Below are 25,094 nucleotides of genomic sequence, written 5' to 3'. Positions count from 1 at the left end.
TTTTTCTGGGGTAAATGTCATGTCCGACGAATGGAAAGCGCCCGCCAAGGCGAGCGCAGAGAGCGGTGACGAGAAAAGCTGGAAGCTGCTGGAAAAAACCTTGCTGGCCAGCGTGCAAGAGCAGCGCCGATCCCGGCGCTGGGGGATCTTCTTCAAGCTGCTGACCTTTGTGTACCTGTTTGGCGCGTTGATCCTGTTCACGCCGCTGATGGACATGGAAAAAGCTGCCACCCTCAGTGGCAACTACACCGCGCTGATCGACGTGACCGGCATGATCGCCGACAAGGAGCCTGCCAGCGCTGACAACATCGTCGGCAGCCTGCGTGCAGCGTTCGAGGACAAGAAGGTCAAGGGTGTCATCCTGCGAATCAACAGTCCGGGCGGCAGTCCGGTGCAGTCGGGCTACGTCTATGACGAGATCGGCCGTTTGCGCGGCCTGCATCCAGACACCAGGGTTTACGCGGTGATCTCGGATTTGGGTGCTTCCGGTGCTTACTACATCGCCAGTGCGGCGGATCAGATCTACGCCGACAAGGCGAGCCTGGTGGGTTCCATTGGTGTGACGGCGGCCGGTTATGGCTTTGTCGGGACGATGGAGAAGCTGGGTGTCGAGCGTCGCACTTACACCTCCGGCGAGCACAAATCGTTCCTCGATCCGTTCCAGCCGCAGAAGCCTGAAGAAACTCAGTTCTGGCAGGGCGTGCTCGATACCACTCATCAGCAGTTCATCGGCAGCGTCAAGAAAGGCCGTGGCGACCGCCTCAAGGACAAGGAACATCCGGAGTTGTTCTCCGGGTTGGTCTGGTCGGGCGAGCAGGCACTGACGCTGGGCTTGATCGATGGTCTGGGGAATGCCAGTTCGGTGGCGCGTGACGTGATCGGCGAGAAAGAGCTGGTGGATTTCACCGTTCAGGAGTCGCCGTTCGACCGCTTCTCGAAAAAACTCGGTGCCAGCGTAGCTGAGCATCTGGCGATGTGGATGGGCTTCCAGGGGCCTTCGTTGCGCTGATTTTCTGGCTACATAAAAAAACCGGCTTTTGCCGGTTTTTTTAAGTCAAGGTATCTGCACGCCTTCGGCCAGCAGCATGTCCACCAGGCGAATCAACGGCAGGCCGATCAGGCTGGTGGCGTCAGGGCCTTCGGTGCTTTGAAACAGGCTCACCCCCAAACCTTCGGCTTTGAAGCTGCCAGCGCAGTCGTAGGGCTGTTCGGCGCGCAGGTAGCGTTCGATGCGCGCCTGATCGAGCGAGCGCATGTGTACGGTAAACGGCACGCAGTCGACCTGGCATTCACCAGTCTGGCTGTTGAGCAGGGCCAGGCCGGTAAGGAAGGTCACGCTGGCACCGCTCGAGGCCAGCAATTGTTCGCGGGCTTTTTCGAAGGTGTGCGGTTTGCCGATAATCCGATCGCCAAGTACGGCGACCTGGTCGGAGCCGATGATCAGGTGAGCGGGGTGACTGCTGGCCAGCGCGCGTGCTTTTTCCTCGGCGAGGCGCTTTACCAACTCGACGGCAGACTCACCCGATCGGTGGCTTTCGTCGATATCCGGCGAGCTGCAGGTAAACGGAAGTTGCAAGCGGGCCAGCAATTCCCGACGATAAACCGAGCTTGAAGCGAGTAATAAAGGCAGCATGCGCGTCTCCAAAAGGCAGGAGCGAATTCTAGCGGAGGCGTGCAAGTGACGGACAGGGCTGAATTTCCTTTGACATGGCTGGGGGCATCCCTATAATGCTGCGCCTATGTTGAATGACCCGATTCCACCTCACGTTGACCCGCGCAAATTGGCTGATCGTGGCACCACCCTTCAAGGTGAAATGCTGCTGGCCGATTTGGAGAGACTCTGCGACCCGCTTTCCGATACTGTCGGTACGGTGCAGGCTAAATTCGTTTTTGAACGAGATGAACGTAAGTCTGTGGTAATCCACAGTTTTATCGACACCGAAGTCAAAATGGTTTGCCAGCGTTGTCTTGAGCTGGTCACCCTGCCGATCCACAGCGAATGCAGTTATGCTGTGGTGAAGGAGGGTGCGAATACCCAGTCGTTGCCGAAAGGTTATGACGTGCTGGAACTGGGCGAAGATCCTTTGGATCTGCAGTCACTGATCGAGGAGGAGCTTCTGCTCGCCTTGCCCATTGTGCCTGCTCATCATCCGGAAGAATGCCAGCAGCCGGCGGGTCTCGATGAGCCCGAACCGAGCGAGGACGAGGTAACGCGGTCCAACCCGTTCAGTGTATTGGCGCAGTTAAAGCGTGACCCAAACGTTTAGGAGTTAATCAATTATGGCTGTTCAGCAGAACAAAAAATCCCGCTCTGCCCGTGACATGCGTCGTTCGCACGACGCCCTGACGGCAAGCACTCTGTCTGTAGAAAAAACCACCGGTGAAATTCACCTGCGTCACCACGTATCGCCAGAAGGCGTATACCGTGGCCGTAAAGTGATCGACAAGGGCGCTGACGAGTAATCACTTGTCTGCTCAAGTCATCGCGATTGACGCAATGGGCGGGGACTTCGGTCCCCGCAGCATTGTTCAGGCCAGCCTTGCTTGCCTGTCTGCTACGCCCTCGCTGCACCTGACCCTCGTCGGTCAACCCTCCCTTCTTGAAGAATTGCTCTCTGGCCAATCGGCTGTGGATCGCTCGCGCCTGTCGATCGCGCCGGCGTCCGAAGTCATCACCATGGACGAAAAACCTGCCCAGGCCCTGCGCGGCAAGCCCGACTCGTCGATGCGTGTGGCGCTGGAGTTGCTGCGCGATGGCAAGGTTCAGGCCTGTGTCAGTGCCGGCAATACCGGTGCGTTGATGGCGTTGTCGCGGTTTGTGCTCAAGACCTTGCCGGGTATTGATCGGCCGGCGATGGTGGCGGCGATTCCGACGCAGAAGGGCTATTGCCAGTTGCTCGACCTGGGCGCCAATGTCGATTGCAGCGCCGAGCATCTATTGCAGTTCGCTGTGATGGGGTCGGTGGCGGCGGAAACCCTGGGTATCGTTCGTCCGCGAGTGGCGCTGCTGAATATCGGCACCGAAGACATCAAGGGCAATCAGCAGGTCAAGCTGGCTGCAACATTGTTGCAAAGTGCTCGTGGTATCAACTACATCGGCTTTGTCGAGGGTGACGGTGTGTACCGTGGCGAGGCGGATGTGGTGGTCTGTGACGGTTTTGTCGGCAATATCCTGCTTAAGTCCAGCGAAGGCCTGGCGACCATGATTGCCGCGCGCATCGAAGCCTTGTTCAAGAAAAACCTTGCGTCGAAAGTGGTCGGTGCTCTGGCATTGCCGCTGATGAAACGCTTGCAGGCTGATCTGGCGCCTGCGCGGCATAACGGCGCAAGCTTCCTCGGGTTGCAGGGGATTGTGGTGAAAAGCCATGGTTCGGCGGGGGTTCAGGGCTTCCAGAGTGCGATTCAGCGTGCCTTGATCGAGATCCAGGAAAACTTGCCGGAACGTATTCACGGTCGCCTGGAGGATTTGTTGCTTTAGGCGTTTTCGTCGGACAATGCTTAAATGTGACCGCTCAGTTCAATTTGCCATCCAACTGTCAGTTTCTTGCGTCCCCCAAGCGGGACGTCAATTCTCCGACGACAAGATCATTAGGGGCTTGTTACATGTCTGCTTCCCTCGCATTCGTCTTTCCGGGACAGGGTTCGCAGTCCCTCGGCATGCTGGCCGAGTTGGGCGCACAACATCCGGTTGTCCTCGAAACATTCAAAGAAGCTTCCGATGCTCTGGGTTACGACCTGTGGGCACTGACCCAGCAAGGGCCGGAAGAGCAACTCAATCAAACCGATAAAACCCAGCCGGCCATTCTGACCGCCTCGATTGCCTTGTGGCGTCTGTGGCTGGCTGAAGGCGGCGCGCGTCCGGCTTATGTCGCCGGTCACAGCCTGGGCGAATACAGCGCTCTGGTTGCCGCGGGCAGCCTGAGCCTCGGCGACGCGGTGAAGCTCGTTGAGCGCCGTGGTCAGTTGATGCAGGAAGCCGTTCCGGCCGGGCAGGGTGGCATGGCCGCCATTCTCGGTCTGGACGATGCTGATGTGCTGGCAGCCTGTGCCGAAGCGGCGCAAGGCGAAGTGGTCAGTGCGGTCAACTTCAACTCCCCTGGCCAGGTGGTCATCGCCGGTGCCAAGGCAGCGGTCGAGCGCGCCATCGAAGGCTGCAAGGCCCGTGGTGCCAAACGCGCCATGCCGTTGCCGGTCAGCGTGCCGTCCCATTGCGAGCTGATGCGTCCGGCGGCCGAGCGTTTCGCAGAGTCGATCGCAGCGATCGACTGGCAGGCGCCACAGATCCCGGTGGTTCAGAACGTCAGCGCCACTGTGCCGGCCGATCTGGAAACCCTCAAGCGCGATCTGCTCGAGCAGCTTTACAAGCCTGTACGCTGGGTCGAATCGGTTCAGGCGCTGGCCGCCAAAGGTGCTACCCAGTTGGTCGAATGCGGCCCAGGCAAAGTGCTGGCTGGTCTGAACAAGCGTTGCGCCGAAGGCGTGTCGACATCCAACCTCAATACCCCCGACGCCTTCGCTGCCGCTCGCGCAGCGTTGGCCTGAATCAGGAGAAGCCTGCATGAGTCTGCAAGGTAAAGTTGCATTGGTCACTGGCGCGAGCCGCGGTATCGGCCAGGCTATCGCCCTGGAACTGGGTCGTCAGGGCGCCACCGTTATTGGCACCGCGACGTCTGCCTCGGGTGCTGAGCGCATTGCCGCAACCCTGGCGGAAAACGGGATTCAAGGCACTGGCCTGGAACTCAATGTCACCAGCGACGAATCCGTTGCGGCAGTACTGGCGAGCATTACATCGCAGTTCGGTGCGCCGGCGATCCTGGTCAATAATGCCGGCATCACCCGCGATAATCTGATGATGCGCATGAAAAATGACGAATGGCATGACGTCGTCGATACCAATCTGAACAGTCTGTTCCGCCTGTCCAAGGGCGTTTTGCGCGGTATGACCAAAGCCCGTTGGGGACGAATTATCAGTATTGGCTCGGTTGTGGGTGCCATGGGCAACGCAGGCCAAGTAAACTACGCAGCCGCCAAGGCCGGTCTGGAAGGTTTCAGCCGTTCACTGGCGCGTGAAGTCGGTTCGCGTTCGATTACGGTAAACTCGGTGACCCCTGGGTTCATCGACACCGATATGACCCGCGAACTGCCTGAGGCACAGCGTGAAGCCTTGCAGACGCAGATTCCGCTGGGCCGTCTGGGACAAGCTCAAGAGATCGCGTCTGTGGTCGCTTTTCTTGCATCCGACGGTGCGGCTTACGTTACTGGGGCTACAATCCCGGTGAACGGCGGGATGTACATGAGTTAAATGTGACGGATCGCTTCAAAAAAATGTCATACGAGCTGTCTAAAATCCGTTATAAAGCTGCAATCTATTTATAGGCAGAGGGTCGTCGGGTTTGAGGAGTGAAGCTTTCAGTTGAAAAACTGAAAAGTCTTTCTATACACTTACCCACTGGCCAGCTGCCTGAATTTGTCCATTAGGAGTGAAAACAAGGTATGAGCACCATCGAAGAGCGCGTCAAGAAAATCGTTGCTGAGCAACTGGGCGTTAAAGAAGAAGAAGTGGTCAACACTGCTTCCTTCGTTGAAGACCTGGGTGCCGACTCCCTTGACACCGTTGAGCTGGTGATGGCTCTGGAAGAGGAATTCGAGACCGAAATCCCTGACGAAGAAGCTGAGAAGATCACTACTGTACAAGCTGCAATCGATTACGTTACTAACCACCAGGCTTAATAGCTTGTAATCGTTGCTTGCTGTCATGGAAAAACCGCACTGCCATCACGGCGTGCGGTTTTTTCTTTAGGCCTGATGCAAAGTCGTCATTTGAAAAAAGGAGAGTGCTGTGTCGCGTAGACGCGTCGTAGTCACCGGTATGGGTATGTTGTCGCCACTGGGCACGGATGTGCCGAGCAGTTGGCAGGGCATTCTGGCTGGCCGCAGTGGCATTGGTCTGATCGAACACACCGACCTTTCTGCCTATTCCACCCGTTTTGGCGGCTCGGTAAAGGGCTTCAATGTCGAGGAATACCTGTCGGTCAAGGAAGCTCGCAAGCTCGACCTGTTCATTCAGTACGGTCTGGCCGCAGGTTTTCAGGCAGTTCGTAACGCCGGTCTGGAAGTCACCGACGCCAACCGTGAGCGCATCGGCGTGGCCATGGGGTCGGGTATTGGCGGACTGACCAATATCGAAGAAACCAGCCGCACGCTGCATGATTCCGGCCCACGACGGATTTCTCCGTTTTTCGTGCCTGGCTCGATCATCAATATGATTTCCGGCTTCCTGTCCATCCATCTGGGCGCACAGGGACCTAACTACGCCATCGCCACTGCGTGTACCACCGGTACGCACTGCATCGGCATGGCGGCACGCAACATCATGTACGACGAAGCCGACGTGATGATTGCCGGCGGCGCTGAAATGGCAGCTTGCGGTCTGGGCATGGGCGGCTTCGGCGCCTCCCGAGCACTGTCGACCCGCAACGACGAACCGACCCGCGCCAGCCGTCCATGGGACAAGGGCCGTGATGGCTTCGTACTGTCCGACGGTGCCGGTGCTCTGGTTCTGGAAGAACTGGAACACGCCAAGGCCCGTGGCGCGACGATCTACGCCGAGCTGATCGGCTTTGGCACCAGTGGCGATGCCTACCACATGACTTCGCCTCCGGCCGATGGTGCAGGTGCTGCACGTTGCATCACCAATGCGCTGCGCGATGCCAGGATCAATGGCGATCAGGTTCAGTACATCAACGCCCACGGCACCTCGACGTCGGCCGGCGACCTTGCTGAAGCCTGTGCGATCAAGTCGGTATTCGGCGATCACGCTTACAAACTGGCGGTCAGTTCGACCAAGTCCATGACCGGTCACTTGCTGGGTGCGGCGGGCGCGGTCGAGGCGATCTTCAGTGTGCTGGCGATCAACAGTCAGGTAGCGCCACCGACCATCAACCTTGATGAGCCGGACGAAGGTTGCGACCTCGATTTCGTACCGCATACCGCGCGCAATATGGATATCGATGTGGTGCTGTCCAACTCCTTCGGTTTTGGCGGTACCAATGGCTCGCTGGTATTCCGCCGGTTCGCTGACTGATGGACAGCTGGGTCGACGGTCAACCGGCTGACGCTTTGTCGCTGAAGGATCGCGGCCTGGCTTACGGTGATGGTCTGTTCGAGACCATCGCCGTACACAACGGCAGTCCTGTGCTGCTGGATCGGCATATGGTGCGTTTGGTCAAGGGCTGCCAGCGGTTGGCAATTAACCTCGACCATGCGGCTGTCTGCACTGAGTTACTGACCTATGCCCAAGCGTTGGGCGAAGGTGTGCTCAAACTCATCGTCACCCGTGGCGAGAGTGCGCGCGGTTATGCGCCCGATCCTTCGGCTCAGGCGCGCCGCATCATGCTGGGCAACCCTCCTGCGGTTTATCCTGCTGCCAATGCGGAGCAGGGCGTTCGCCTGTTTCCCTGTGCGACGCGGCTTTCCAGGCAACCGCTGCTCGCCGGACTCAAGCACCTGAACCGTCTTGAGCAGGTTATCGCCCGCTCCGAATGGCAAGACACCGATCATGCCGAAGGCTTGATGCTCGATCAGGCCGGGCGCGTCATTGAAGGCGTGTTCAGCAATCTGTTCCTGATTCGCGATGGTGTGCTGATCACGGCTGATTTGAAGCGCTGCGGCGTGGCCGGCGTGATGCGTGCCGAATTATTGTTTCAAGCCGAGTCATTGGGGATCCCCACGCAAATCACCGATATCACCCTCGATCAGCTGCAATGGGCTGATGAAGTCTTTGTCTGCAACAGCGTGTATGGCGTTTGGCCGGTGCGCGCCTATGCCGCACTGAGCTGGCCGGTTGGTCCGCTCACCCGTAAACTCCAAACCATTGCCCGCGCGCTACTGGATGCTTGATACGTGAGACGTAAATTCTTGCTGCTGCTGGAAACCGGATTGGTTCTGGCAGGGCTGTGTCTGGGCGCTTCTGCCTGGAAAATCCATTCGGCGCTGGAACAGCCGCTGAACATCACCCAGGAAGAGCTGCTGGAAGTGCCCAAAGGCACGACACCGACCCGCACCTTCTATCGACTCGAAGCCGATGGCGTCATCAAGGACGCTTTCTGGCTGCGGGTGTATTGGCGCTTCAATCTCGCCAAGCAACCGTTGCACAAGGGCGAGTACCGCATGCAGCCCGGCATGACCGTCGAAGGCCTGATTGACCTGTGGAAACGCGGGGAAATGGTTCAGTACAGCCTGACTTTGGTCGAGGGCTGGAATTTCCATCAGGTCCGCGCTGCTCTGGCCAAGGATGAAAAACTCGAAAAGACCCTCGACGGTTTGAGTGATAGCGAGGTGATGGACAAACTCGGCCACCGCGGGATTTTTCCGGAAGGGCGATTCTTCCCTGACACCTATCGCTTCGTGCGCGGCATGACCGATGTCGAGCTGCTGAAAAAAGCCTACGACCGTCTCGATGAAGTCCTCGCCAAGGAGTGGAGCCAGCGCGCCGCTGATGTGCCGTACACCGAACCCTATCAGGCGCTGATCATGGCCTCGCTGGTGGAGAAGGAAACCGGCGTGCCGCAGGAGCGCGGGCAAATCGCTGGCGTGTTTGTGCGGCGCATGGAAATGGGCATGTTGTTGCAGACTGATCCGACCGTGATCTACGGCCTCGGTGATCGTTACAACGGCAAATTGACTCGCGCCCACCTCAAGGAACCGACGCCGTACAACACCTACATGATTTCCGGACTGCCGCCGACCCCGATCGCCATGGTCGGCCGCGAAGCGATTCATGCAGCGCTGAATCCGGTGGCAGGCAATAGCCTCTATTTTGTTGCGCGTGGTGATGGCAGCCACGTGTTCTCCGATGATCTGGACGCGCACAATAACGCTGTGCGTGAGTTCCAGATCAAGCGCCGTGCCGACTACCGCTCCAGCCCGGCGCCGGCTACGGCGCCAGAAGCGACGGATGAGCAGGCACCGATTCCGGCGGCTTCGCCCGACACAGTCCTGGAGGCCGTGCCGCAAGTGCCGTCGCAAGAGCCTGCTCAGGCGGCGCCACCAGAGCCACAAGCGCCTGACCCGTCGCCATCACCGGAGCCGGCGCAAGCACCCGCTCAAGAACCCGCAGCCGCGCCCGAACCGAATGCAGCCGCGCCGCAAAGCCCGCAATGACTCTGACTAAGGACTGCCTGTGACTGGCTTGTTTATTACCCTGGAAGGCCCGGAAGGGGCCGGCAAGAGCACCAATCGCGAATACCTGGCCGAGCGCCTGCGCGCCGCGGGTATCGAGGTCGTGCTGACTCGCGAACCAGGCGGTACGCCGTTGGCCGAGCGGATTCGCGAAGTGTTGCTGGCGCCGGTTGACGAAGTCATGAACCCCGACACCGAGTTGCTGTTGGTGTTCGCCGCGCGAGCCCAGCATCTGGCCGAGGTGATTCGTCCGGCACTGGCCCGCGGTGCGGTGGTCCTGTGTGATCGCTTTACCGATTCGACCTATGCCTATCAGGGTGGCGGTCGCGGCCTGTCGCTGGAGCGCATCGCGACGCTGGAAACCTTCGTCCAGGGTGATCTGCGCCCGGACCTGACGTTGATTTTCGATCTGCCGGTGGAAGTGGGTCTGGCCCGCGCCAGCGCTCGCGGTCGTCTGGATCGCTTCGAACTCGAAGGCCGAACCTTTTTTGATGCGGTGCGCAGTGCTTTCCTCAAGCGTGCTGAAGCGGATCCTGCGCGTTATGTCCTGGTCGATGCTGCACAGCCGCTGGCGCAGGTTCAGCAGTCACTGGATGCCTTGCTGCCGCGTCTGCTGGAGTTGACCCGTGGCTGAAGCCTATCCGTGGCAGGACAGTCTCTGGCAGCATTTGGCCGGTCGCAAGCAACATGCTCACGCCTATCTGTTGCATGGCCCGGCCGGAATCGGCAAGCGTGCACTGGCCGAACGCTTGATGGCCAGTTTGCTGTGCCAGCGTCCGAGCGCCGCCCACGAAGCTTGCGGCGAATGCAAATCCTGTCTGTTGCTCAAGGCCGGCAGTCATCCTGACAACTACATTCTGGAACCGGAAGAAGCCGACAAGGCGATCAAGGTCGATCAGGTTCGTGATCTGGTCAGCTTCGTGGTTCAGACCGCGCAGATGGGCGGCCGCAAAGTGGTGCTGATCGAGCCGGCCGAGTCGATGAACGTCAACGCCGCCAACGCTTTGCTCAAAAGTCTTGAAGAACCGTCCGGTGATACGGTGTTGCTGCTGGTCAGTCACCAGACCAGTCGTTTGCTGCCGACGATCAAGAGCCGCTGCCAGCAGCAGGCCTGTCCGCTGCCGAGCGAAGCCATGAGTCTTGCATGGCTGGCGAAAAGTTTGCCGGACTGCTCGGAAGAAGAGCGTATCGAGTTGCTGACCCTGGCCGCCGGTTCGCCACTGGCCGCCGTCAACTTGCAGGCCCAGGGCGTGCGCGAGCAGCGGGCGCTGGTGGTCGATGGCGTGAAAAAGTTGCTCAAGCAACAACAGTCGCCGACGCAACTGGCCGAAGGCTGGAATGCGATTCCGCTGTTGCTGTTGTTCGACTGGTTCTGCGACTGGTCGAGCCTGATCCTGCGCTATCAGCTGACTCAGGATGAAGAAGGGCTGGGGCTGGCGGACATGCGCAAGGTGGTTCAGTACCTGGCGCAGAAAGCCGGCCAGGACAAAGTCCTGAATATTCAGGACTGGATCCTCGCCCAGCGCCAGAAAGTGATGAGCAAAGCCAACCTCAATCGGGTGTTGTTGCTGGAGGCGCTGTTGGTGCAATGGGTGGGTTTGCCTACCCAGAAGTGACCGTCTGTGCCTAGACTCTGAGCATCAGCAACGGAGGTCAGCATGAATGAACTCGTCAATCCGGGGCCGCGCAACGGCATTTTGTCCCTGACGATCAAGGACAAGTCCGTGCTTTACGCGGCCTACATGCCGTTCATCAAGAACGGTGGCCTGTTTATCCCGACCAACAAGAGTTACAAGTTGGGCGATGAGGTATTCATGCTGTTGCACCTGATGGACGAGCCGGAGAAGATTCCGGTCGCCGGCAAGGTCACCTGGATCACCCCCAAAGGTGCGCAGGGCAACCGGGCCGCTGGGGTCGGCGTACAATTCAACGAAGGCGACAATACCGCGCGCAGTCGAATCGAAACCCATCTGGCCGGAGCCCTGAAGTCCGACCGTCCCACTCATACGATGTAAGTTGCAGCCCTTTTATGCTCGTAGATTCCCATTGCCACCTTGATCGCCTCGACCTCGCCGCCCACGACGGCTCCCTGGATGCTGCACTTGATGCCGCCCGTCTGCGCGGGGTAGGGCACTTTCTGTGTATCGGCGTCAGCGTCGAGAATGCCGCCGACGTCAAAGCCCTGGCCGAACGTTACGACGACGTCGACTGTTCGGTTGGCGTGCATCCGCTGGACGTGCAACCGGGCGCCGCGCCAGCACTGGATTGGCTGTTGCGCGAGCTCAACCACCCGCGTGTGATCGCGATCGGTGAGACGGGCCTGGATTATTACTACGAGCCGGAAGCGGCAGAGTTGCAGCAGGAGTCGTTTCGCCTGCATCTGCAAGCGGCACAGCAGACGGGCAAACCGGTGATCATCCACACCCGTGGTGCCCGCGCCGATACGTTGAACCTCCTGCGTGAAGCGGCGTTGCCCCAGGCGGGCGTGCTGCATTGCTTTACCGAAGACTGGGACATGGCCAAAGCGGCGCTGGACATGGGGTACTACATTTCCTTGTCCGGGATTGTCACTTTCCGCAATGCCGACGCTCTGCGTGACGTCGCCAGTAAAGTACCGGCTGATCGATTGCTGGTGGAAACCGACTCGCCTTACCTGGCGCCGATCCCTCATCGCGGCAAGCCGAACCTGCCGCAGTACGTGCGAGACGTAGCGGAATTTCTGGCAATGTTGCGAGGTGAGCCCTACGAGCGGTTTGCCGAGCAAACCACTGAGAATTTCAAGCGACTGTTTCCGCTGGCCCATGTGAAAGGTTAAATCGCAGGCAAAAAAAACCCGGGTTCTGGGGGGTGAATCCGGGTTAAGACCATTAGGAGTAAAACAAAGGCACGCGGTCCGTTGGTACCTATATCGGCGCAACACTTGGGGGAGATGTCCCGCCGACAGTTGAAGTATTGATCAGTATTGCGCCGAGTCCAGTTTACCGGCGCCGATTTTTAAACAAATTTGGAATACGGGCGCTTCGGTTGAGTTCTCATTCATCTGCGAGGCTGCCGGAATTCATCAAGAAACACATATATGGTCGGATGATCCGTGCATTTTTGCGCAAGTTAGGCATAATACGCGGCTTCGAATTTTGACCCCTACAGACCTTTTCTTATGCATAAAGAACCTCGTAAGGTCCGTGAGTTTCGTCGCCGCGAGCAAGAAATTCTCGATACCGCGCTCAAGCTGTTCCTCGATCAAGGTGAAGACAGTGTCACCGTCGAGATGATTGCTGATGCCGTCGGTATCGGCAAAGGCACGATCTACAAGCACTTCAAATCCAAGGCCGAGATCTATCTGCGCCTGATGCTCGATTACGAGCGCGATTTGAACGAGCTGTTGCATTCGGCCGATGTCGACAAGGACAAGGAAGCCCTGTCCCGGGCCTACTTCGAATTCCGCATGCGCGACCCTCAACGCTATCGGTTGTTCGATCGCCTGGAAGAAAAGGTGGTCAAGGGCAATCAGGTGCCGGAGATGGTCGAGGAACTGCACAAGATTCGTGCCTCGAACTTCGAACGTCTGACCCTGCTGATCAAGGGCCGGATCAGCGAAGGCAAACTCGAAGACGTGCCGCCTTACTTCCATTACTGCGCATCCTGGGCGCTGGTGCACGGCGCCGTGGCGCTGTATCACTCGCCGTTCTGGAGCAATGTGCTGGAAGATCAGGAAGGTTTCTTCCAGTTCCTGATGGATATCGGCGTGCGCATGGGCAACAAGCGCAAGCGCGATACCGACACCCCGAGCAGCTGAACCATTCAGTTGCCTTATTGCGCCATGATTTCGCTACGTGGTGCAGTACCGCAGGAATATACTCAGGCATAGGACTTGCTAAAACTTGATTTGTGAGTCAAGTTTTAGCGGTCCGAATATTCTTCCGCCGGAGTAGTCCATGATCGTTGACCGTCAAGGCAGGCGTTTTCGCAATTTGCGAATCAGTCTGACTTCAGCCTGCAATTACGCTTGTACCTACTGCGTGCCCAACGGCAAGCGATTGGTCGCTGCGCAGGATGAATTGTCGGCCGAGGCCATGGCGCGTGGCGTGGCCTATCTGATCGAAGCAGCGGGCATTGAGCGTTTGCGCATCACCGGCGGCGAGCCGCTGGTCAGCCCTAAACTCGAAACCTTCATGACCGCTGTCGGGCAGATGGGCCTGGCGGACATCAGCCTGACCACCAACGGTCAGCTGCTGGCGAAAAAGCTGCCACTGCTGGTGGATGCCGGCATTCGTCGCATCAACGTTTCCCTCGATACCCTGGATGCCAGCGCTTTTCGCAGCATTGCCCGTGGCGGCGATCTGGCGACTGTGCTCGACGGTATGGATCAGGCCAGCGCCGCCGGCCTGAAGATCAAGGTCAATATGGTGCCGCTGCGTGGGCAGAACCTCGATCAAGTGATGCCGCTACTCGATTACTGTCTGGAGCGCGGCTATGAGCTTCGCTTCATCGAGTTGATGCGCATGGGCCACCTGGCCAGCGACTCCAATGCTTTCCTGCAGCAGTTTGTCAGCCTTCAGCAGTTGCTCAGCCTGATCGGCGAGCGCTACGAATACCTTCAGGCCGATGCGCCGGTAGACGCCACCGCCGTGCGTTACCAGATTCCGGGGCAGGGCTACTTTGGCATTATCGCCAACGAAAGCGTTCCTTTCTGCCGCACCTGTTCGCGGCTGCGTCTGTCCTCCACGGGCTGGTTGCATGGCTGCCTGTCGTCGAGCAACCGCCACTATGTCGGCGACCTGCTGGACAAGCCCCGTCATCAAGCGTTGCCCGCTTTGCAGAGACTCTTGGTGAAAGCCTTGGGCGATAAGCAGGAAGTGGCATTTTCCGGTGGCGCGACCATCATGAAAATCATTGGCGGCTGATCGGGCCTCATCGCGGGCAAGCCTTGCTCCTACGGGTTGGGTGGCGACCACCATTTTGTGAGCGATACAAAACCGTAGGAGCAAGGCTTGCCCACGATTGCATTCCATCAGGTGACGATGAGTATGAGCTGGCGCGGAAGCTGCATCCCATGGCCATTCGCCGGTTTTCCGTCACCGGCCTCTGGAGGGTAGGATGCGTAGCCTGGTTTTGCTGCTGGCCGTTTTGGCGCTTGGTGGCTGCATGAATGTCAGCGATCTGGCTGAAGGGACTCGCTACCACATGAGCGACGTGGGGTTGCTCGACCATAGCGACAGCCGCCGTGTGAATAACCTGCGCATCCAGCCGGACTCATTCGTCTATATCGCCCAGGGCGCCTTTGTGCCGCCAGGCAGTGCTGTCTACCCACGACCTAACGTGATTGCCGAAGTCGCCTTCGATGGCTTTGTCGAATACTTCCCCATGGTCCGCCGCGCCCGTGCCCCGGAAGGTCTTGATCAAGCCATGGGCGAAGCCCGTGCCGCCGGTGCCCATTACCTGCTCTATACCCGGTTCGCCAAGTCTGATGACCGTATCGGCAACTTGGACGAGTGGCTTGATCAGGAAGCCCTGGATCGACTCGGTATCGATGGCGGCGTGATTCAGATCATGTTGATCGAGACCAGCACCCAGTATTTGATTGATACTGCACGTATCAAGGGTCGTGGCGGTTTACTGACGTTCCACGACAAAAAGCCAGAAGACCTGATGGGCCCGCCGCTGGAGCAATACGCGCGCAGCCTGCTGGGGCTCAGCGACCAGTAATTCAAAAGGAGAACGCCATGAGTGGCCCGCAAAAAGCCAACGATCTGTTGGGGCAAATCCCCAAAACCAAAGGCTTGCCGCCGGTCCACCTGTGGAACCCCGATTTCTGCGGCGACATCGACATGCGTATCGCCCGTGACGGCACCTGGTACTACCTGGGCACGCCGATCGGGCGCAAGCCGATGGTCAAGCTGTTCTCCACCATCATCCGTCGCGATGGTGACGATTACTTCCTCATCACCCCGGTCGAGAAGGTTGGCATCAAGGTCGACGATGCGCCCTTCGTGGCGATTGCCGTGGATGTCGAAGGCGAGGGTGAAACCCAGGTCTTGCGCTTTACCACCAATGTTGACGAGACCGCCGAGGCCGGCCCCGAACACCCCATGCGCGTGGTGATCGACCCGGTCACGCAGGAGCCTGCGCCCTACGTGCATGTGCGCACCAACCTTGAAGCCCTGATCCACCGTAACGTGTTCTACCAACTGGTGGAGCTGGCCGTCACCCGCGAAATCGACGGGCAACGCTGGTTAGGCGTGTGGAGCGCTGGCGAGTTCTTCCCTATCGGGCTTGAGCCGTAATTCGCCGGGTTGTTGTGTTCTGGAAAATGGCCCGCTATTAAGCGGGCCATTTTTTTGCCTACAAACCTTTTTCCTTAAGCCGAGCAGCATGTTCAAGATAGAGGTGGACCGGGCTTACGTTCCAACTCGTGATCCCGGCCATTTGATTGACTGCGTCGAAATGGTCCATCGGATAATCCGAACGAATGACTTTGCCCAAGTGCGAGCTGTACTGTCCGACGAGCCCGTCGTTGGCGTGTTTCTCTTTATAAAATAACTTCGACAGCACGATACAGTTCAAGTGGGACGGATCGAGAGGTTGCAGACTTTGAAATTTTTGTACGATCCCGCTCCAGGAGTAGTAGTACACGCCGTTTTCAATTTCGTTACCTTCCCCGCCCCATTGTTTCGGTACCCCTTGCGGGTACTTGCGATTGAAAGCAGCCAACCCCGCGCTAGTCAGGGACTCGAAGGCTGCTTGAGGGTCCTGAGGGTTTTCCGGATGGTCGCTGATCAACGAAATGAAGGTGCCGACTGCTTTGAACAGGGCGAGTACGAGCGCTTCGGGCAACTCGCCAGGCGTCAGCGCCTTATGCAACTGGTCGGCAATCTCGGAGCCATGATTGGGGCAACTGACAGAAGTGACTGAGGCGACCTTTTCCGGGTGTAGCGCCGCTACGTAACGTGCCGCCAACGGACCTTGGCTGTGGCCGATCAGATTGACCTTGGCAGCTCCCGTTTCCCGCAATATGCGATTGACGTGTTCGAGCAGTTTTTTACCGCGCTCCTCGTTTCCGTTAACGGCTGGAATGTTAACGGCAAACACCGTGGCCCCAGCATGTTCCAGAGCTTCCTTGATCTCGAAGAAGTAGGGAAAACCGGCAATTTTATCGAAGCCAAAAAGACCGTGGACCAAAACAATCGGGTATTGCGTAGACGCATCCATGTTCATGCTTATACCTGTCGATAGCGGACTTGAGTGGAACAGATGCTATTGACTGCTTGATCTGTCGCGGCTAACCGTAGGTCACAATGTGGGTTCGTTCAAATTGTTCGCCTGAACGCCATCAGACAGAAAAATTCAAATTGACACCCAATCGTATGATGATTAGCGTGGACACCCATCGCGAACGGCTTTGTACCGTCTCTGAATTGAGGTGTCCATGTCCAGCAGTTTTCATGCGTCGACGGTCGATTGGCTGGGTTGCTGGATCGCCACGGGACAAGTCAAACCGGGTGAGACGCTCAAGGTCGAAGCCGACCTGGGCGAGCAGCTCGGTGTCAGTCGCACGGTTATCCGCGAGGCTATCAAAACCCTGGTCGCCAAGGGCATGCTCGAAGTCGGGCCGAAGGTCGGTACGCGGGTGTTGCCGGTGCGCCGCTGGAACCTCTTCGATCCGCAAGTCGTAGGCTGGCTGTCACGCAGCGGCTTGCCGGAAAACTTCGTCGACGACTTGCTCGACCTGCGCCGCACCATCGAACCCATGGCCGTACGCTGGGCTTGCGAGCGCGCTACCGTCGAGCAGGTTCACGCCATCCTTCAGGCTTACAACGCATTGGAGCGGGCAGTGGACAGCGGCATCGATTACAACCGTGCCGACCAGTTCTTCCACGAGTGCATCCTCGCTGCCAGCCACAATCAATTTATCGAACAAATGGTCCCGGCCCTCGGCGCGCTGCTGGCCGTGTCGTTCGAAGTGTCCGCCGCCGACCCGGACGAACTGCGCCGCACGCTACCGATTCACAAAGACATGGCTGAGGCCATCGCCGCCCGGGATGCCGCGCGGGGAGTCTGGGCCTGCATGACCCTGATCGATAACGCCGACCTGGCCATCAAGCGCTTCTACCCGCAAGTCATGGCCGACAAGAAGGCCAGCTGACAATACAAAAGCCTGTAGGAGTGAGCCTGCTCGCGATGGGGGCATTACATTCAGCATCAATGTTGACTGTTACACCGCTATCGCGAGCAGGCTCGCTCCCACATAAAAAACAAGAACAACGCAGGAGGTTTCATGGAATGGACCGCGGTTACCGAACACCGGGCACGACTGGGCGAAGGCCCGTTCTGGGACGCGCCGACCCAGGCGCTGTACTGGGTTGATATCGCCGGTCAACAGGCGCTGCGGCTGATTGGCGCCAACGTGCAAATCTGGCAAATGCCCGAGCACGTGTCTGCCTTCATCCCTTGCGAAAGCGGTGATGCGCTGGTGACGTTGAACAGCGGCGTGTATCGACTCGATCTGGACTCCCCCGGCCTGGAACCACGATTGACCTTGCTCTGCGTCGCCGATCCGCAACCCGGCAATCGCGCCAATGAAGCCCGCTGCGATGCTCAGGGCCGGCTCTGGCTCGGCACCATGCAGAACAACATCGGGGAGCAGGGTGAAGACGTGCCCATCGTCCGGCGTTCCGGTGGCCTGTTTCGCATCGATCGCGATGCTCGGGTCACGCCGTTGCTTCGCGGGTTGGGCATCCCGAACACATTGCTGTGGAGCGACGACGCGACCACCGTGTATTTCGCCGACAGCCTCGACAACACGCTCTACCAGTACTTCATCCGCACCGACGGCAACCTCGACCCGGCCCACATCTGGTTTGGGCCGCATAAACGTGGCGGCCCCGATGGCTCGGCGATGGATGCCGAGGGTTACATCTGGAATGCTCGCTGGGATGGTAGCTGTCTGCTCAGGCTGACCCCGGACGGGCAGGTTGATCGCGTGCTCGAACTGCCCATCAGCCGCCCCACCAGTTGCGTATTCGGCGGTGAAGACCTCAAAACCCTGTACATCACCAGCGCCGCGAGCCCGCTCAACCATCCGTTGGACGGTGCGTTACTGTCGATTCAAGTCGATGTGTCCGGAAAAACCTGTACGCGGTTTGCGGGATGAATCCCAAAATATGGGATGTAAAATTATATATTGAGATTATTTGGTAGTCGGGTTTATAGTCGGCTCCATCAGTTACACGCACTCACACTTAAAAAAACAAAACAGGTGAAGTGATGCAGCGATTTTCCAAAAAGCCTTTTGACCGGACATCGACAGATGCCCGGTTTTTGTCGTGCCTTCGAAAAGGAGTCTTGATCCATGGCTGAACCTCTTTCCTTGCCACCGGTGCCCGAACCGCCGAAGGGTGAGCGCCTGAAAAACAAGGTCGTGCTGCTGACCGGTGCTGCTCAGGGTATCGGCGAGGCGATTGTCGCGACCTTCGCTTCCCAGCAGGCCAAGCTGATCATCAGCGATATCCAGGGTGAGAAAGTCGAAAAGGTCGCGGCGCACTGGCGGGACAAAGGCTTCGACGTGCAGGCAATCAAGGCTGACGTTTCCAACCAGCAAGACCTGCACGCCATGGCCAGACTGGCGATCGAACTTCACGGTCGCATCGATGTGCTGGTCAACTGCGCCGGGGTCAACGTGTTCCGCGATCCGCTGGAAATGACCGAGGAAGACTGGCGTCGTTGCTTCGCCATCGACCTGGACGGCGCCTGGTATGGCTGCAAAGCGGTACTGCCGCAGATGATCGAGCAGGGCATCGGCAGCATCATCAACATCGCCTCGACCCATTCCACGCACATCATTCCCGGCTGCTTCCCGTACCCGGTGGCCAAACACGGTTTGCTCGGCCTGACCCGCGCCCTGGGCATCGAATATGCGCCGAAGGGCATTCGCGTCAACGCCATCGCGCCGGGTTACATCGAAACCCAACTGAACGTCGATTACTGGAACGGTTTTGCCGACCCTCATGCCGAGCGTCAGCGCGCTTTCGATCTGCACCCGCCACGTCGTATCGGCCAGCCGATCGAAGTCGCCATGACCGCCGTTTTCCTGGCCAGCGATGAAGCGCCGTTTATCAATGCCTCGTGCATCACCATCGATGGCGGTCGCTCGGTCATGTACCACGACTGAGTCAATCGGGTTTCAGGCGCGCAACTACGCCTGAAATCCAATCATCATACGATATGACTATTAGCTGCACCGTTTGATTGGCTTTCAAATAACGCTCAAAAAAAATAACAAGGAGTCAGCTTATGAATCGTCGTCGTGGGATCCGTTCCCTGTGCTGTGCCGCTTTGGCGGTCACCGCGGTCAGCCTGAGCAGTTCGTTGCTGGCGGCCGAGGAAGTGAAGATCGGTTTTCTGGTCAAGCAGGCGGAAGAGCCCTGGTTCCAGACCGAATGGGCATTTGCCGAAAAGGCCGGGAAAGAGAAGGGCTTCACCGTCATCAAGATCGCCGTGCCGGACGGCGAGAAAACCCTCTCGGCCATCGACAGCCTCGCCGCCAACGGTGCCAAGGGCTTTGTGATCTGCCCGCCAGACGTATCCCTCGGCCCTGCAATCATGGCCAAGGCCAAGCTCAACGGTTTGAAAGTCATCGCCGTCGATGACCGCTTCGTTGATGCCGGCGGCAAGTTCATGGAAGACGTTCCGTACCTCGGCATGGCCGCGTTCGAAGTCGGCCAGAAACAGGGCAGCGCCATGGCCACCGAAGCGAAGAAACGTGGCTGGGACTGGAAAGACACCTACGCGGTGATCAACACCTTCAACGAACTCGACACCGGCAAGAAACGCACAGACGGTTCGGTCAAAGCGCTGGAAGACGCCGGCATGCCGAAAGACCACATCCTGTTCTCGGCGCTGAAAACCCTCGACGTACCCGGCAGCATGGACGCCACCAATTCGGCGCTGGTGAAGCTGCCGAGCGCGGCGAAAAACCTGATCATCGGCGGCATGAACGACAACACCGTGCTGGGCGGCGTGCGCGCCACCGAAAGCGCCGGTTTTGCCGCGGCCAACGTGATCGGCATCGGCATCAACGGCACTGACGCCATCGGCGAATTGAAGAAGGCCAACAGCGGCTTCTTCGGCTCGATGCTGCCGAGCCCGCACATCGAGGGCTACAACACCGCCAGCATGATGCACGAGTGGGTCACCACCGGCAAAGAGCCGCCGAAGTACACCGCGATGGACGACGTAACGCTGATCACTCGCGAGAACTTCAAGCAGGAACTGGAAAAGATCGGCCTCTGGAACTGAGGCACGGTTGATTTCATCGGTGGCCCTGGCGACGGGGCTGCCTGATCTGTGTGATGAGGTGGTTATGGCGCAAACAACAACACAACAACACAACAGCTGTTCTTTTAGTGGCAGTGGCAGCTTGCGCTTCAACGGGATCGGCAAGACCTTTCCCGGGGTGAAGGCGCTGGATGGCATCAGCTTCGTCGCCCACCCGGGCCAGGTTCACGCCTTGATGGGCGAGAACGGCGCCGGTAAATCGACCCTGCTGAAAATCCTCGGCGGGGCTTACACCCCGAGCAGCGGCGACCTGCAGATCGGCGAGCAGACGAGGGTCTTCAAATCCACCGCCGACAGCATCGGCAGTGGCGTCGCCGTGATCCATCAAGAGTTGCATCTGGTCCCGGAAATGACCGTGGCAGAGAACCTGTTCCTCGGTCATCTGCCGGCCAGTTTCGGCCTGATCAATCGCGGCGCGTTGCGCCAACAAGCATTGGCCTGTCTCAAAGGCCTGGCCGATGAAATCGATCCGCAAGAGAAAGTAGGGCGTCTGTCCCTCGGTCAGCGGCAACTGGTGGAAATCGCCAAGGCCTTGTCCCGTGGTGCGCATGTGATCGCGTTTGACGAACCGACCAGCAGCCTGTCGGCACGGGAGATTGATCGTTTGATGGCGATCATCGGTCGCCTGCGCGACGAAGGCAAAGTGGTGCTTTACGTCTCCCATCGCATGGAAGAAGTGTTCCGCATCTGCAACGCGGTGACGGTGTTCAAGGACGGTCGCTTTGTGCGCACGTTCGAAGACATGAGCGAACTGACTCACGATCAGTTGGTGACCTGCATGGTCGGTCGCGACATTCAGGACATCTACGATTACCGCCAACGTCAGCGTGGCGCGGTGGCGCTCAAGGTCGACGGTTTGCTGGGGCCGGGTTTGCGTGAACCGGTGAGTTTCGAGGTGCACAAAGGCGAGATTCTCGGGCTGTTCGGTTTGGTCGGCGCCGGTCGCACCGAGCTGTTCCGCATGCTCAGCGGGCTTGAGCGCAACACCGCCGGACGCCTGGAATTGCGCGGCCATGAACTGAAGTTGCGTTCACCCCGCGATGCGATTGCCGCCGGGATTCTGCTGTGCCCCGAGGACCGCAAGAAAGAGGGGATCCTGCCGCTCGCCAGCGTCGCCGAAAACATCAACATCAGCGCCCGCGGCGCTCATTCCACCTTCGGCTGCCTGTTGCGTGGCCTGTGGGAGAAAGACAACGCCGACAAGCAGATCAAGGCGCTGAAAGTGAAGACCCCCAACGCGGCGCAGAAAATCATGTACCTGTCCGGCGGCAATCAGCAGAAGGCCATTCTCGGCCGCTGGCTGTCGATGCCGATGAAAGTGCTGCTGCTCGACGAACCGACTCGCGGCATCGACATCGGCGCCAAAGCCGAGATCTACCAGATCATCCACAACCTGGCCGCCAGCGGCATCGCGGTGATTGTGGTCTCCAGCGACCTGATGGAAGTGATGGGTATTTCCGACCGCATCCTGGTGCTCTGCGAAGGCGCGATGCGCGGCGAGTTGTCTCGCGCAGAGGCCAATGAATCCAACCTGCTGCAACTGGCTTTGCCGCGCCAACGCGCTGACGGCGTGGCGAACTGAGAGGTGACTATGACAATCCAAAACAACGCTTTGCCCACCCAGCACAAACCTCTGGACCTGCGGCGCTTTCTCGATGACTGGGTGATGCTGCTGGCGGCCGTCGGGATCTTCGTGCTCTGCACCTTGCTGATCGACAACTTCCTCTCGCCGCTGAACATGCGCGGCCTGGGCCTGGCGATTTCGACGACGGGGATTGCCGCGTGCACCATGTTGTATTGCCTGGCGTCCGGGCACTTCGATTTGTCGGTGGGCTCGGTGATTGCCTGCGCCGGCGTGGTTGCGGCGGTGGTGATGCGCGACACCGATAGCGTGTTTCTCGGTGTGGTGGCGGCGCTGTTCATGGGGCTGATCGTCGGGTTGATCAACGGCATCGTGATCGCCAAGTTGCGGGTCAATGCGTTGATCACCACTCTGGCGACCATGCAGATCGTTCGCGGCCTGGCTTACATCTTCGCCAACGGCAAAGCGGTGGGCGTGTCGCAAGAGCAGTTCTTCGTCTTCGGTAACGGCCAGTTGCTGGGTGTGCCGGTGCCGATCCTGATCACCATCGTGTGCTTCCTGTTTTTCGGCTGGCTGCTGAACTACACCACCTACGGGCGCAACACCATGGCCATCGGCGGTAACCAGGAAGCAGCGTTGCTGGCCGGGGTGAACGTTGACCGGACCAAGATCATTATCTTTGCCGTGCACGGCGTGATCGGGGCGTTGGCCGGGGTAATCCTGGCTTCGCGCATGACGTCCGGACAGCCGATGATTGGCCAGGGTTTTGAGCTGACGGTGATCTCGGCGTGTGTGTTGGGCGGGGTGTCGTTGAGCGGCGGGATCGGCATGATCCGGCATGTGATTGCCGGGGTGCTGATTTTGGCGATCATCGAGAATGCGATGAACCTGAAGAATATCGATACGTTTTATCAGTATGTGATTCGCGGCTCGATCTTGCTGTTGGCCGTCGTGATCGACCGCCTCAAACAACGCTGAGATCAAGAGCCCCCTCACCCCAACCCTCTCCCCAGTGGGGAGAGGGGGAAAGGGAGCAGATATCTATCGCTTTCAAAACCTGAGTTCGACTTGGTATTTCAGGTCGCAGTAAATCCTCCAAACTCCTCGGTCAGCCCCCTCTACCCCTTGGGGAGAGGGTTGGGGTGAGGGGTGGATTCACCTGACACCACACGCTTTCGAACATCCCACCTCCCGTCACTTCCCCTAAATATTCCTTGCCCGCTGTAGCCCGTTTCGGGTATCTCTTTGTACATGATTAGACAGGTACGATTTGACAAGAAACAACGGGTGGTCGACGAACTCATCCGGCGCATCGAAAGCGGCCTCATGGAGGACGGCTTTCTGTTGCCGGGCGAGCATCAATTGGCTCAAGAATTCAAAGTCAGCCGCGGCACGCTGCGCGAAGCCCTGGCTGAGTTGAAACGGCGCAACTACATCGCGACGCAAAGCGGGGTGGGTTCCATCGTCACCTTCGACGGCGTGGTGCTCGATCAACGCAGCGGCTGGGCCCAGGCCCTGGCCGACAGCGGGGCGCTGATCAATACCGAAGTGCTGCGGCTGGAGGCGGTCACCCGTCCTGACCTGCTGCCACGTTTCGGCACCGACCAATTCATCACCCTCGACCGCCGCCGCCGTTCCAACGAAGGCAAGCTGGTCTCCCTTGAACGCTCATTGATGCCCGCCACCGGAGGCCTGGAAAGCCTGCCGCGGGTCGGCCTTATCGACAACTCCCTGACCATCACCCTGGCCGCCTACGGCTATATCGGCGAGCGCGGCGATCAATGGATCGGCGCTGAACCCTTGAACGCCGAAGACGCCGAACTGCTCGGCCGTCCGGAAGGCACGGTGTTCCTCAAGGCCTTGCGCACCACTTACGACCGGCAAAACCGCTTCATGGAGCAGGTCGAAAGCTTGCTCGATCCGGTGCATTTTCGTCTGCACCTGCAGTTTGGAGAGTCAAAATGACCGCGCTCAACCGTGCATTGGGCGCGTTCTACGGACTGGCTCTGGGCGATGCCCTGGGCATGCCGACCCAATCCCTGAGCCGCGCCGAGATCAAGGCGCGCTTCGGCGAAATCACTGGCCTGGAAGACGCAGGCCCCGATCAACCGATCGCCGCCAACATGCTCAAAGGCTCGATCACCGATGACACCGAACAGGCGATTCTGGTCGGCCAATTGCTGGTTGAAGGCGAGGGCCGGATCGAACCGTCGCTGTTAGCCCAACGGTTGATTGAATGGGAAGCCGCGATGCAGGCCAAGGGCTCGCAAGACTTGCTCGGCCCTTCGACCAAACGTGCCATCGAAATGATCCTCGCCGGCCACTCGCCGGAAGAAGCGGGGCGCTACGGCACCACCAATGGCGCGGCGATGCGCATCACGCCGGTAGGGATCGCGGCGGATGTCGCCGATCCTGAGCGATTCATCAACGCTGTCGTGCAAGCTTGCCAGGTCACCCACAACACCACGTTGGGCATTTCCAGCGCGGCGGCGGTGGCGGCGGTGGTCTCGGCCGGTATCAACGGCATGGACCTGGGCGAAGCGTTGAACCTAGGCCAGCAAATCGCTCTGCAAGCTGAAGGCCACGGTAACTGGGTGGCCGGCGGACGCATTGCCTCGCGCATCAGTTGGGCGCGGACCATCAGCGTCGACAGTAACAACGCATTGTTGGCGGATTTGATGTACGACGTGATCGGCACTTCGGTGGCTTCACAGGAATCGGTGGTGGTCTCGTTTGCCTTGGCCCAGCAAGTGGCCATTGGTGAAATGAACGCGTTCGAAGCGCTGTGCATGGCCGCGAGCCTTGGTGGCGACACGGACACCATCGCGGCGATTCTCGGCGCCATGCTCGGGGCCTGCCTGGGCCTTGAGAGTTGGCCGGCGGCGATGATCGACAAGGTCAAAGCTGTCAATGATCTGGAGCTGGAACCCCTAGTGAAAGGACTCCTGGCTTTGCGTTGATCGGACTGACGCTATCGCGAGCAGGCTCGCTCCCACAG

Annotated in this window: 28 protein-coding genes; 26 read left to right on the top strand and 2 right to left on the bottom strand. The window is 58.9% G+C overall.

What is annotated here, in order from left to right; translation table 11 throughout:
- Positions 1-19 precede the first annotated feature (19 nt).
- On the top strand, positions 20-1,009 hold the full coding sequence (locus PMI27_RS15060) for a S49 family peptidase (RefSeq protein ID WP_008152346.1): 990 nt from the start codon (positions 20-22) through the stop codon (positions 1,007-1,009).
- A gap of 45 nt (positions 1,010-1,054) precedes the next feature.
- On the opposite strand, the gene PMI27_RS15065 is transcribed toward PMI27_RS15060, so the two are convergent.
- Complete coding sequence (locus tag PMI27_RS15065; RefSeq protein WP_008152344.1) at positions 1,055-1,633, bottom strand: Maf family protein; 579 nt, start codon at positions 1,631-1,633, stop codon at positions 1,055-1,057.
- 106 nt (positions 1,634-1,739) lie between these two features.
- Here PMI27_RS15065 and PMI27_RS15070 point away from each other — a divergent pair, with 106 nt between their 5' ends.
- The 17 genes from PMI27_RS15070 to PMI27_RS15150 all read left to right on the top strand — a co-directional run bounded on the left by PMI27_RS15070 (position 1,740) and on the right by PMI27_RS15150 (position 15,464).
- A complete protein-coding gene (locus PMI27_RS15070; protein WP_008152342.1) occupies positions 1,740-2,267 on the top strand; it encodes a YceD family protein in 528 nt (175 codons plus the stop codon).
- A gap of 13 nt (positions 2,268-2,280) precedes the next feature.
- Positions 2,281-2,463 (top strand): 50S ribosomal protein L32, encoded by a 183-nt coding sequence (gene rpmF / locus PMI27_RS15075; RefSeq protein WP_008152339.1) that lies wholly within the window; start codon positions 2,281-2,283, stop codon positions 2,461-2,463.
- A 4-nt stretch (positions 2,464-2,467) separates the two neighbouring features.
- Positions 2,468-3,478: a phosphate acyltransferase PlsX gene (gene plsX / locus PMI27_RS15080; protein ID WP_081757410.1), complete on the top strand. Its 1,011-nt coding sequence runs from the start codon at positions 2,468-2,470 to the stop codon at positions 3,476-3,478.
- A gap of 125 nt (positions 3,479-3,603) precedes the next feature.
- The gene (gene fabD / locus PMI27_RS15085; RefSeq protein WP_008152335.1) at positions 3,604-4,542 is read left to right on the top strand and encodes an ACP S-malonyltransferase; all 939 of its coding nucleotides are present in this window, start codon (positions 3,604-3,606) and stop codon (positions 4,540-4,542) included.
- A gap of 16 nt (positions 4,543-4,558) precedes the next feature.
- Positions 4,559-5,302: a 3-oxoacyl-ACP reductase FabG gene (fabG, locus tag PMI27_RS15090; RefSeq protein WP_008152333.1), complete on the top strand. Its 744-nt coding sequence runs from the start codon at positions 4,559-4,561 to the stop codon at positions 5,300-5,302.
- Positions 5,303-5,493: 191 nt separating this feature from the next.
- Positions 5,494-5,730 (top strand): acyl carrier protein, encoded by a 237-nt coding sequence (acpP, locus tag PMI27_RS15095; RefSeq protein ID WP_003442511.1) that lies wholly within the window; start codon positions 5,494-5,496, stop codon positions 5,728-5,730.
- A gap of 109 nt (positions 5,731-5,839) precedes the next feature.
- Positions 5,840-7,084, top strand: coding sequence for a beta-ketoacyl-ACP synthase II (fabF, locus tag PMI27_RS15100; RefSeq protein ID WP_008152330.1), 1,245 nt, complete (start codon positions 5,840-5,842; stop codon positions 7,082-7,084).
- Complete coding sequence (pabC, locus tag PMI27_RS15105; RefSeq protein WP_008152329.1) at positions 7,084-7,899, top strand: aminodeoxychorismate lyase; 816 nt, start codon at positions 7,084-7,086, stop codon at positions 7,897-7,899. The genes fabF and pabC overlap by 1 nt, the downstream gene beginning before the upstream one ends.
- 3 nt (positions 7,900-7,902) lie before the next feature.
- Positions 7,903-9,162 (top strand): endolytic transglycosylase MltG, encoded by a 1,260-nt coding sequence (gene mltG, locus PMI27_RS15110; RefSeq protein WP_008152327.1) that lies wholly within the window; start codon positions 7,903-7,905, stop codon positions 9,160-9,162.
- A 19-nt stretch (positions 9,163-9,181) separates the two neighbouring features.
- Entirely contained in the window at positions 9,182-9,814 is a 633-nt protein-coding gene (tmk, locus tag PMI27_RS15115) for a dTMP kinase (RefSeq protein ID WP_008152325.1), read from the top strand.
- Positions 9,807-10,796 carry a DNA polymerase III subunit delta' gene (locus PMI27_RS15120; RefSeq protein WP_008152323.1) on the top strand — a complete coding sequence of 330 codons (990 nt, stop codon included), beginning with the start codon at positions 9,807-9,809 and terminating at the stop codon, positions 10,794-10,796. The genes tmk and PMI27_RS15120 overlap by 8 nt, the downstream gene beginning before the upstream one ends.
- 42 nt (positions 10,797-10,838) lie before the next feature.
- Positions 10,839-11,195: a PilZ domain-containing protein gene (locus PMI27_RS15125; RefSeq protein ID WP_008152321.1), complete on the top strand. Its 357-nt coding sequence runs from the start codon at positions 10,839-10,841 to the stop codon at positions 11,193-11,195.
- Between the two features lie 14 nt (positions 11,196-11,209).
- Complete coding sequence (locus PMI27_RS15130; protein ID WP_008152319.1) at positions 11,210-11,995, top strand: TatD family hydrolase; 786 nt, start codon at positions 11,210-11,212, stop codon at positions 11,993-11,995.
- 342 nt (positions 11,996-12,337) lie between these two features.
- The gene (locus PMI27_RS15135) at positions 12,338-12,976 is read left to right on the top strand and encodes a TetR/AcrR family transcriptional regulator (RefSeq protein ID WP_008152317.1); all 639 of its coding nucleotides are present in this window, start codon (positions 12,338-12,340) and stop codon (positions 12,974-12,976) included.
- Between the two features lie 139 nt (positions 12,977-13,115).
- Positions 13,116-14,084: a GTP 3',8-cyclase MoaA gene (locus PMI27_RS15140; protein WP_008152316.1), complete on the top strand. Its 969-nt coding sequence runs from the start codon at positions 13,116-13,118 to the stop codon at positions 14,082-14,084.
- Between the two features lie 193 nt (positions 14,085-14,277).
- Positions 14,278-14,886 (top strand): DUF4823 domain-containing protein, encoded by a 609-nt coding sequence (locus PMI27_RS15145; protein WP_008152315.1) that lies wholly within the window; start codon positions 14,278-14,280, stop codon positions 14,884-14,886.
- A gap of 17 nt (positions 14,887-14,903) precedes the next feature.
- Positions 14,904-15,464: a DUF1285 domain-containing protein gene (locus PMI27_RS15150; RefSeq protein WP_008152312.1), complete on the top strand. Its 561-nt coding sequence runs from the start codon at positions 14,904-14,906 to the stop codon at positions 15,462-15,464.
- A gap of 58 nt (positions 15,465-15,522) precedes the next feature.
- Here the strand turns inward: PMI27_RS15150 and PMI27_RS15155 are convergent, their stop codons facing one another.
- Complete coding sequence (locus PMI27_RS15155; RefSeq protein ID WP_008152310.1) at positions 15,523-16,395, bottom strand: esterase/lipase family protein; 873 nt, start codon at positions 16,393-16,395, stop codon at positions 15,523-15,525.
- Positions 16,396-16,606: 211 nt separating this feature from the next.
- On the opposite strand from PMI27_RS15155, the gene PMI27_RS15160 reads away from it, so the two are divergent.
- The 8 genes from PMI27_RS15160 (at position 16,607) to PMI27_RS15195 (ending at position 25,056) form a co-directional block, all read left to right on the top strand.
- On the top strand, positions 16,607-17,323 hold the full coding sequence (locus PMI27_RS15160; protein ID WP_008152308.1) for a FadR/GntR family transcriptional regulator: 717 nt from the start codon (positions 16,607-16,609) through the stop codon (positions 17,321-17,323).
- 132 nt (positions 17,324-17,455) lie between these two features.
- Positions 17,456-18,331, top strand: a complete 876-nt coding sequence (locus tag PMI27_RS15165; protein WP_008152306.1) for an SMP-30/gluconolactonase/LRE family protein — start codon at positions 17,456-17,458, stop codon at positions 18,329-18,331.
- Positions 18,332-18,529: 198 nt separating this feature from the next.
- Positions 18,530-19,348 carry an SDR family oxidoreductase gene (locus PMI27_RS15170; protein ID WP_008152305.1) on the top strand — a complete coding sequence of 273 codons (819 nt, stop codon included), beginning with the start codon at positions 18,530-18,532 and terminating at the stop codon, positions 19,346-19,348.
- A 122-nt stretch (positions 19,349-19,470) separates the two neighbouring features.
- Positions 19,471-20,475 (top strand): substrate-binding domain-containing protein, encoded by a 1,005-nt coding sequence (locus PMI27_RS15175; RefSeq protein WP_008152303.1) that lies wholly within the window; start codon positions 19,471-19,473, stop codon positions 20,473-20,475.
- A 64-nt stretch (positions 20,476-20,539) separates the two neighbouring features.
- Positions 20,540-22,096, top strand: coding sequence for an L-arabinose ABC transporter ATP-binding protein AraG (gene araG, locus PMI27_RS15180; protein ID WP_008152301.1), 1,557 nt, complete (start codon positions 20,540-20,542; stop codon positions 22,094-22,096).
- A gap of 9 nt (positions 22,097-22,105) precedes the next feature.
- On the top strand, positions 22,106-23,074 hold the full coding sequence (gene araH, locus PMI27_RS15185; protein WP_008152297.1) for an L-arabinose ABC transporter permease AraH: 969 nt from the start codon (positions 22,106-22,108) through the stop codon (positions 23,072-23,074).
- 273 nt (positions 23,075-23,347) lie between these two features.
- On the top strand, positions 23,348-24,061 hold the full coding sequence (locus PMI27_RS15190) for a GntR family transcriptional regulator (RefSeq protein ID WP_008152295.1): 714 nt from the start codon (positions 23,348-23,350) through the stop codon (positions 24,059-24,061).
- Positions 24,058-25,056, top strand: a complete 999-nt coding sequence (locus PMI27_RS15195) for an ADP-ribosylglycohydrolase family protein (RefSeq protein ID WP_008152293.1) — start codon at positions 24,058-24,060, stop codon at positions 25,054-25,056. The genes PMI27_RS15190 and PMI27_RS15195 overlap by 4 nt, the downstream gene beginning before the upstream one ends.
- Positions 25,057-25,094 lie beyond the last annotated feature (38 nt).

The sequence above is a fragment of the Pseudomonas sp. GM41(2012) genome (assembly GCF_000282315.2).
GTDB lineage: Bacteria > Pseudomonadota > Gammaproteobacteria > Pseudomonadales > Pseudomonadaceae > Aquipseudomonas.
Note: the sequence above shows the minus strand (reverse complement) of the source record. Positions and strands in the feature narration are given on the sequence as shown.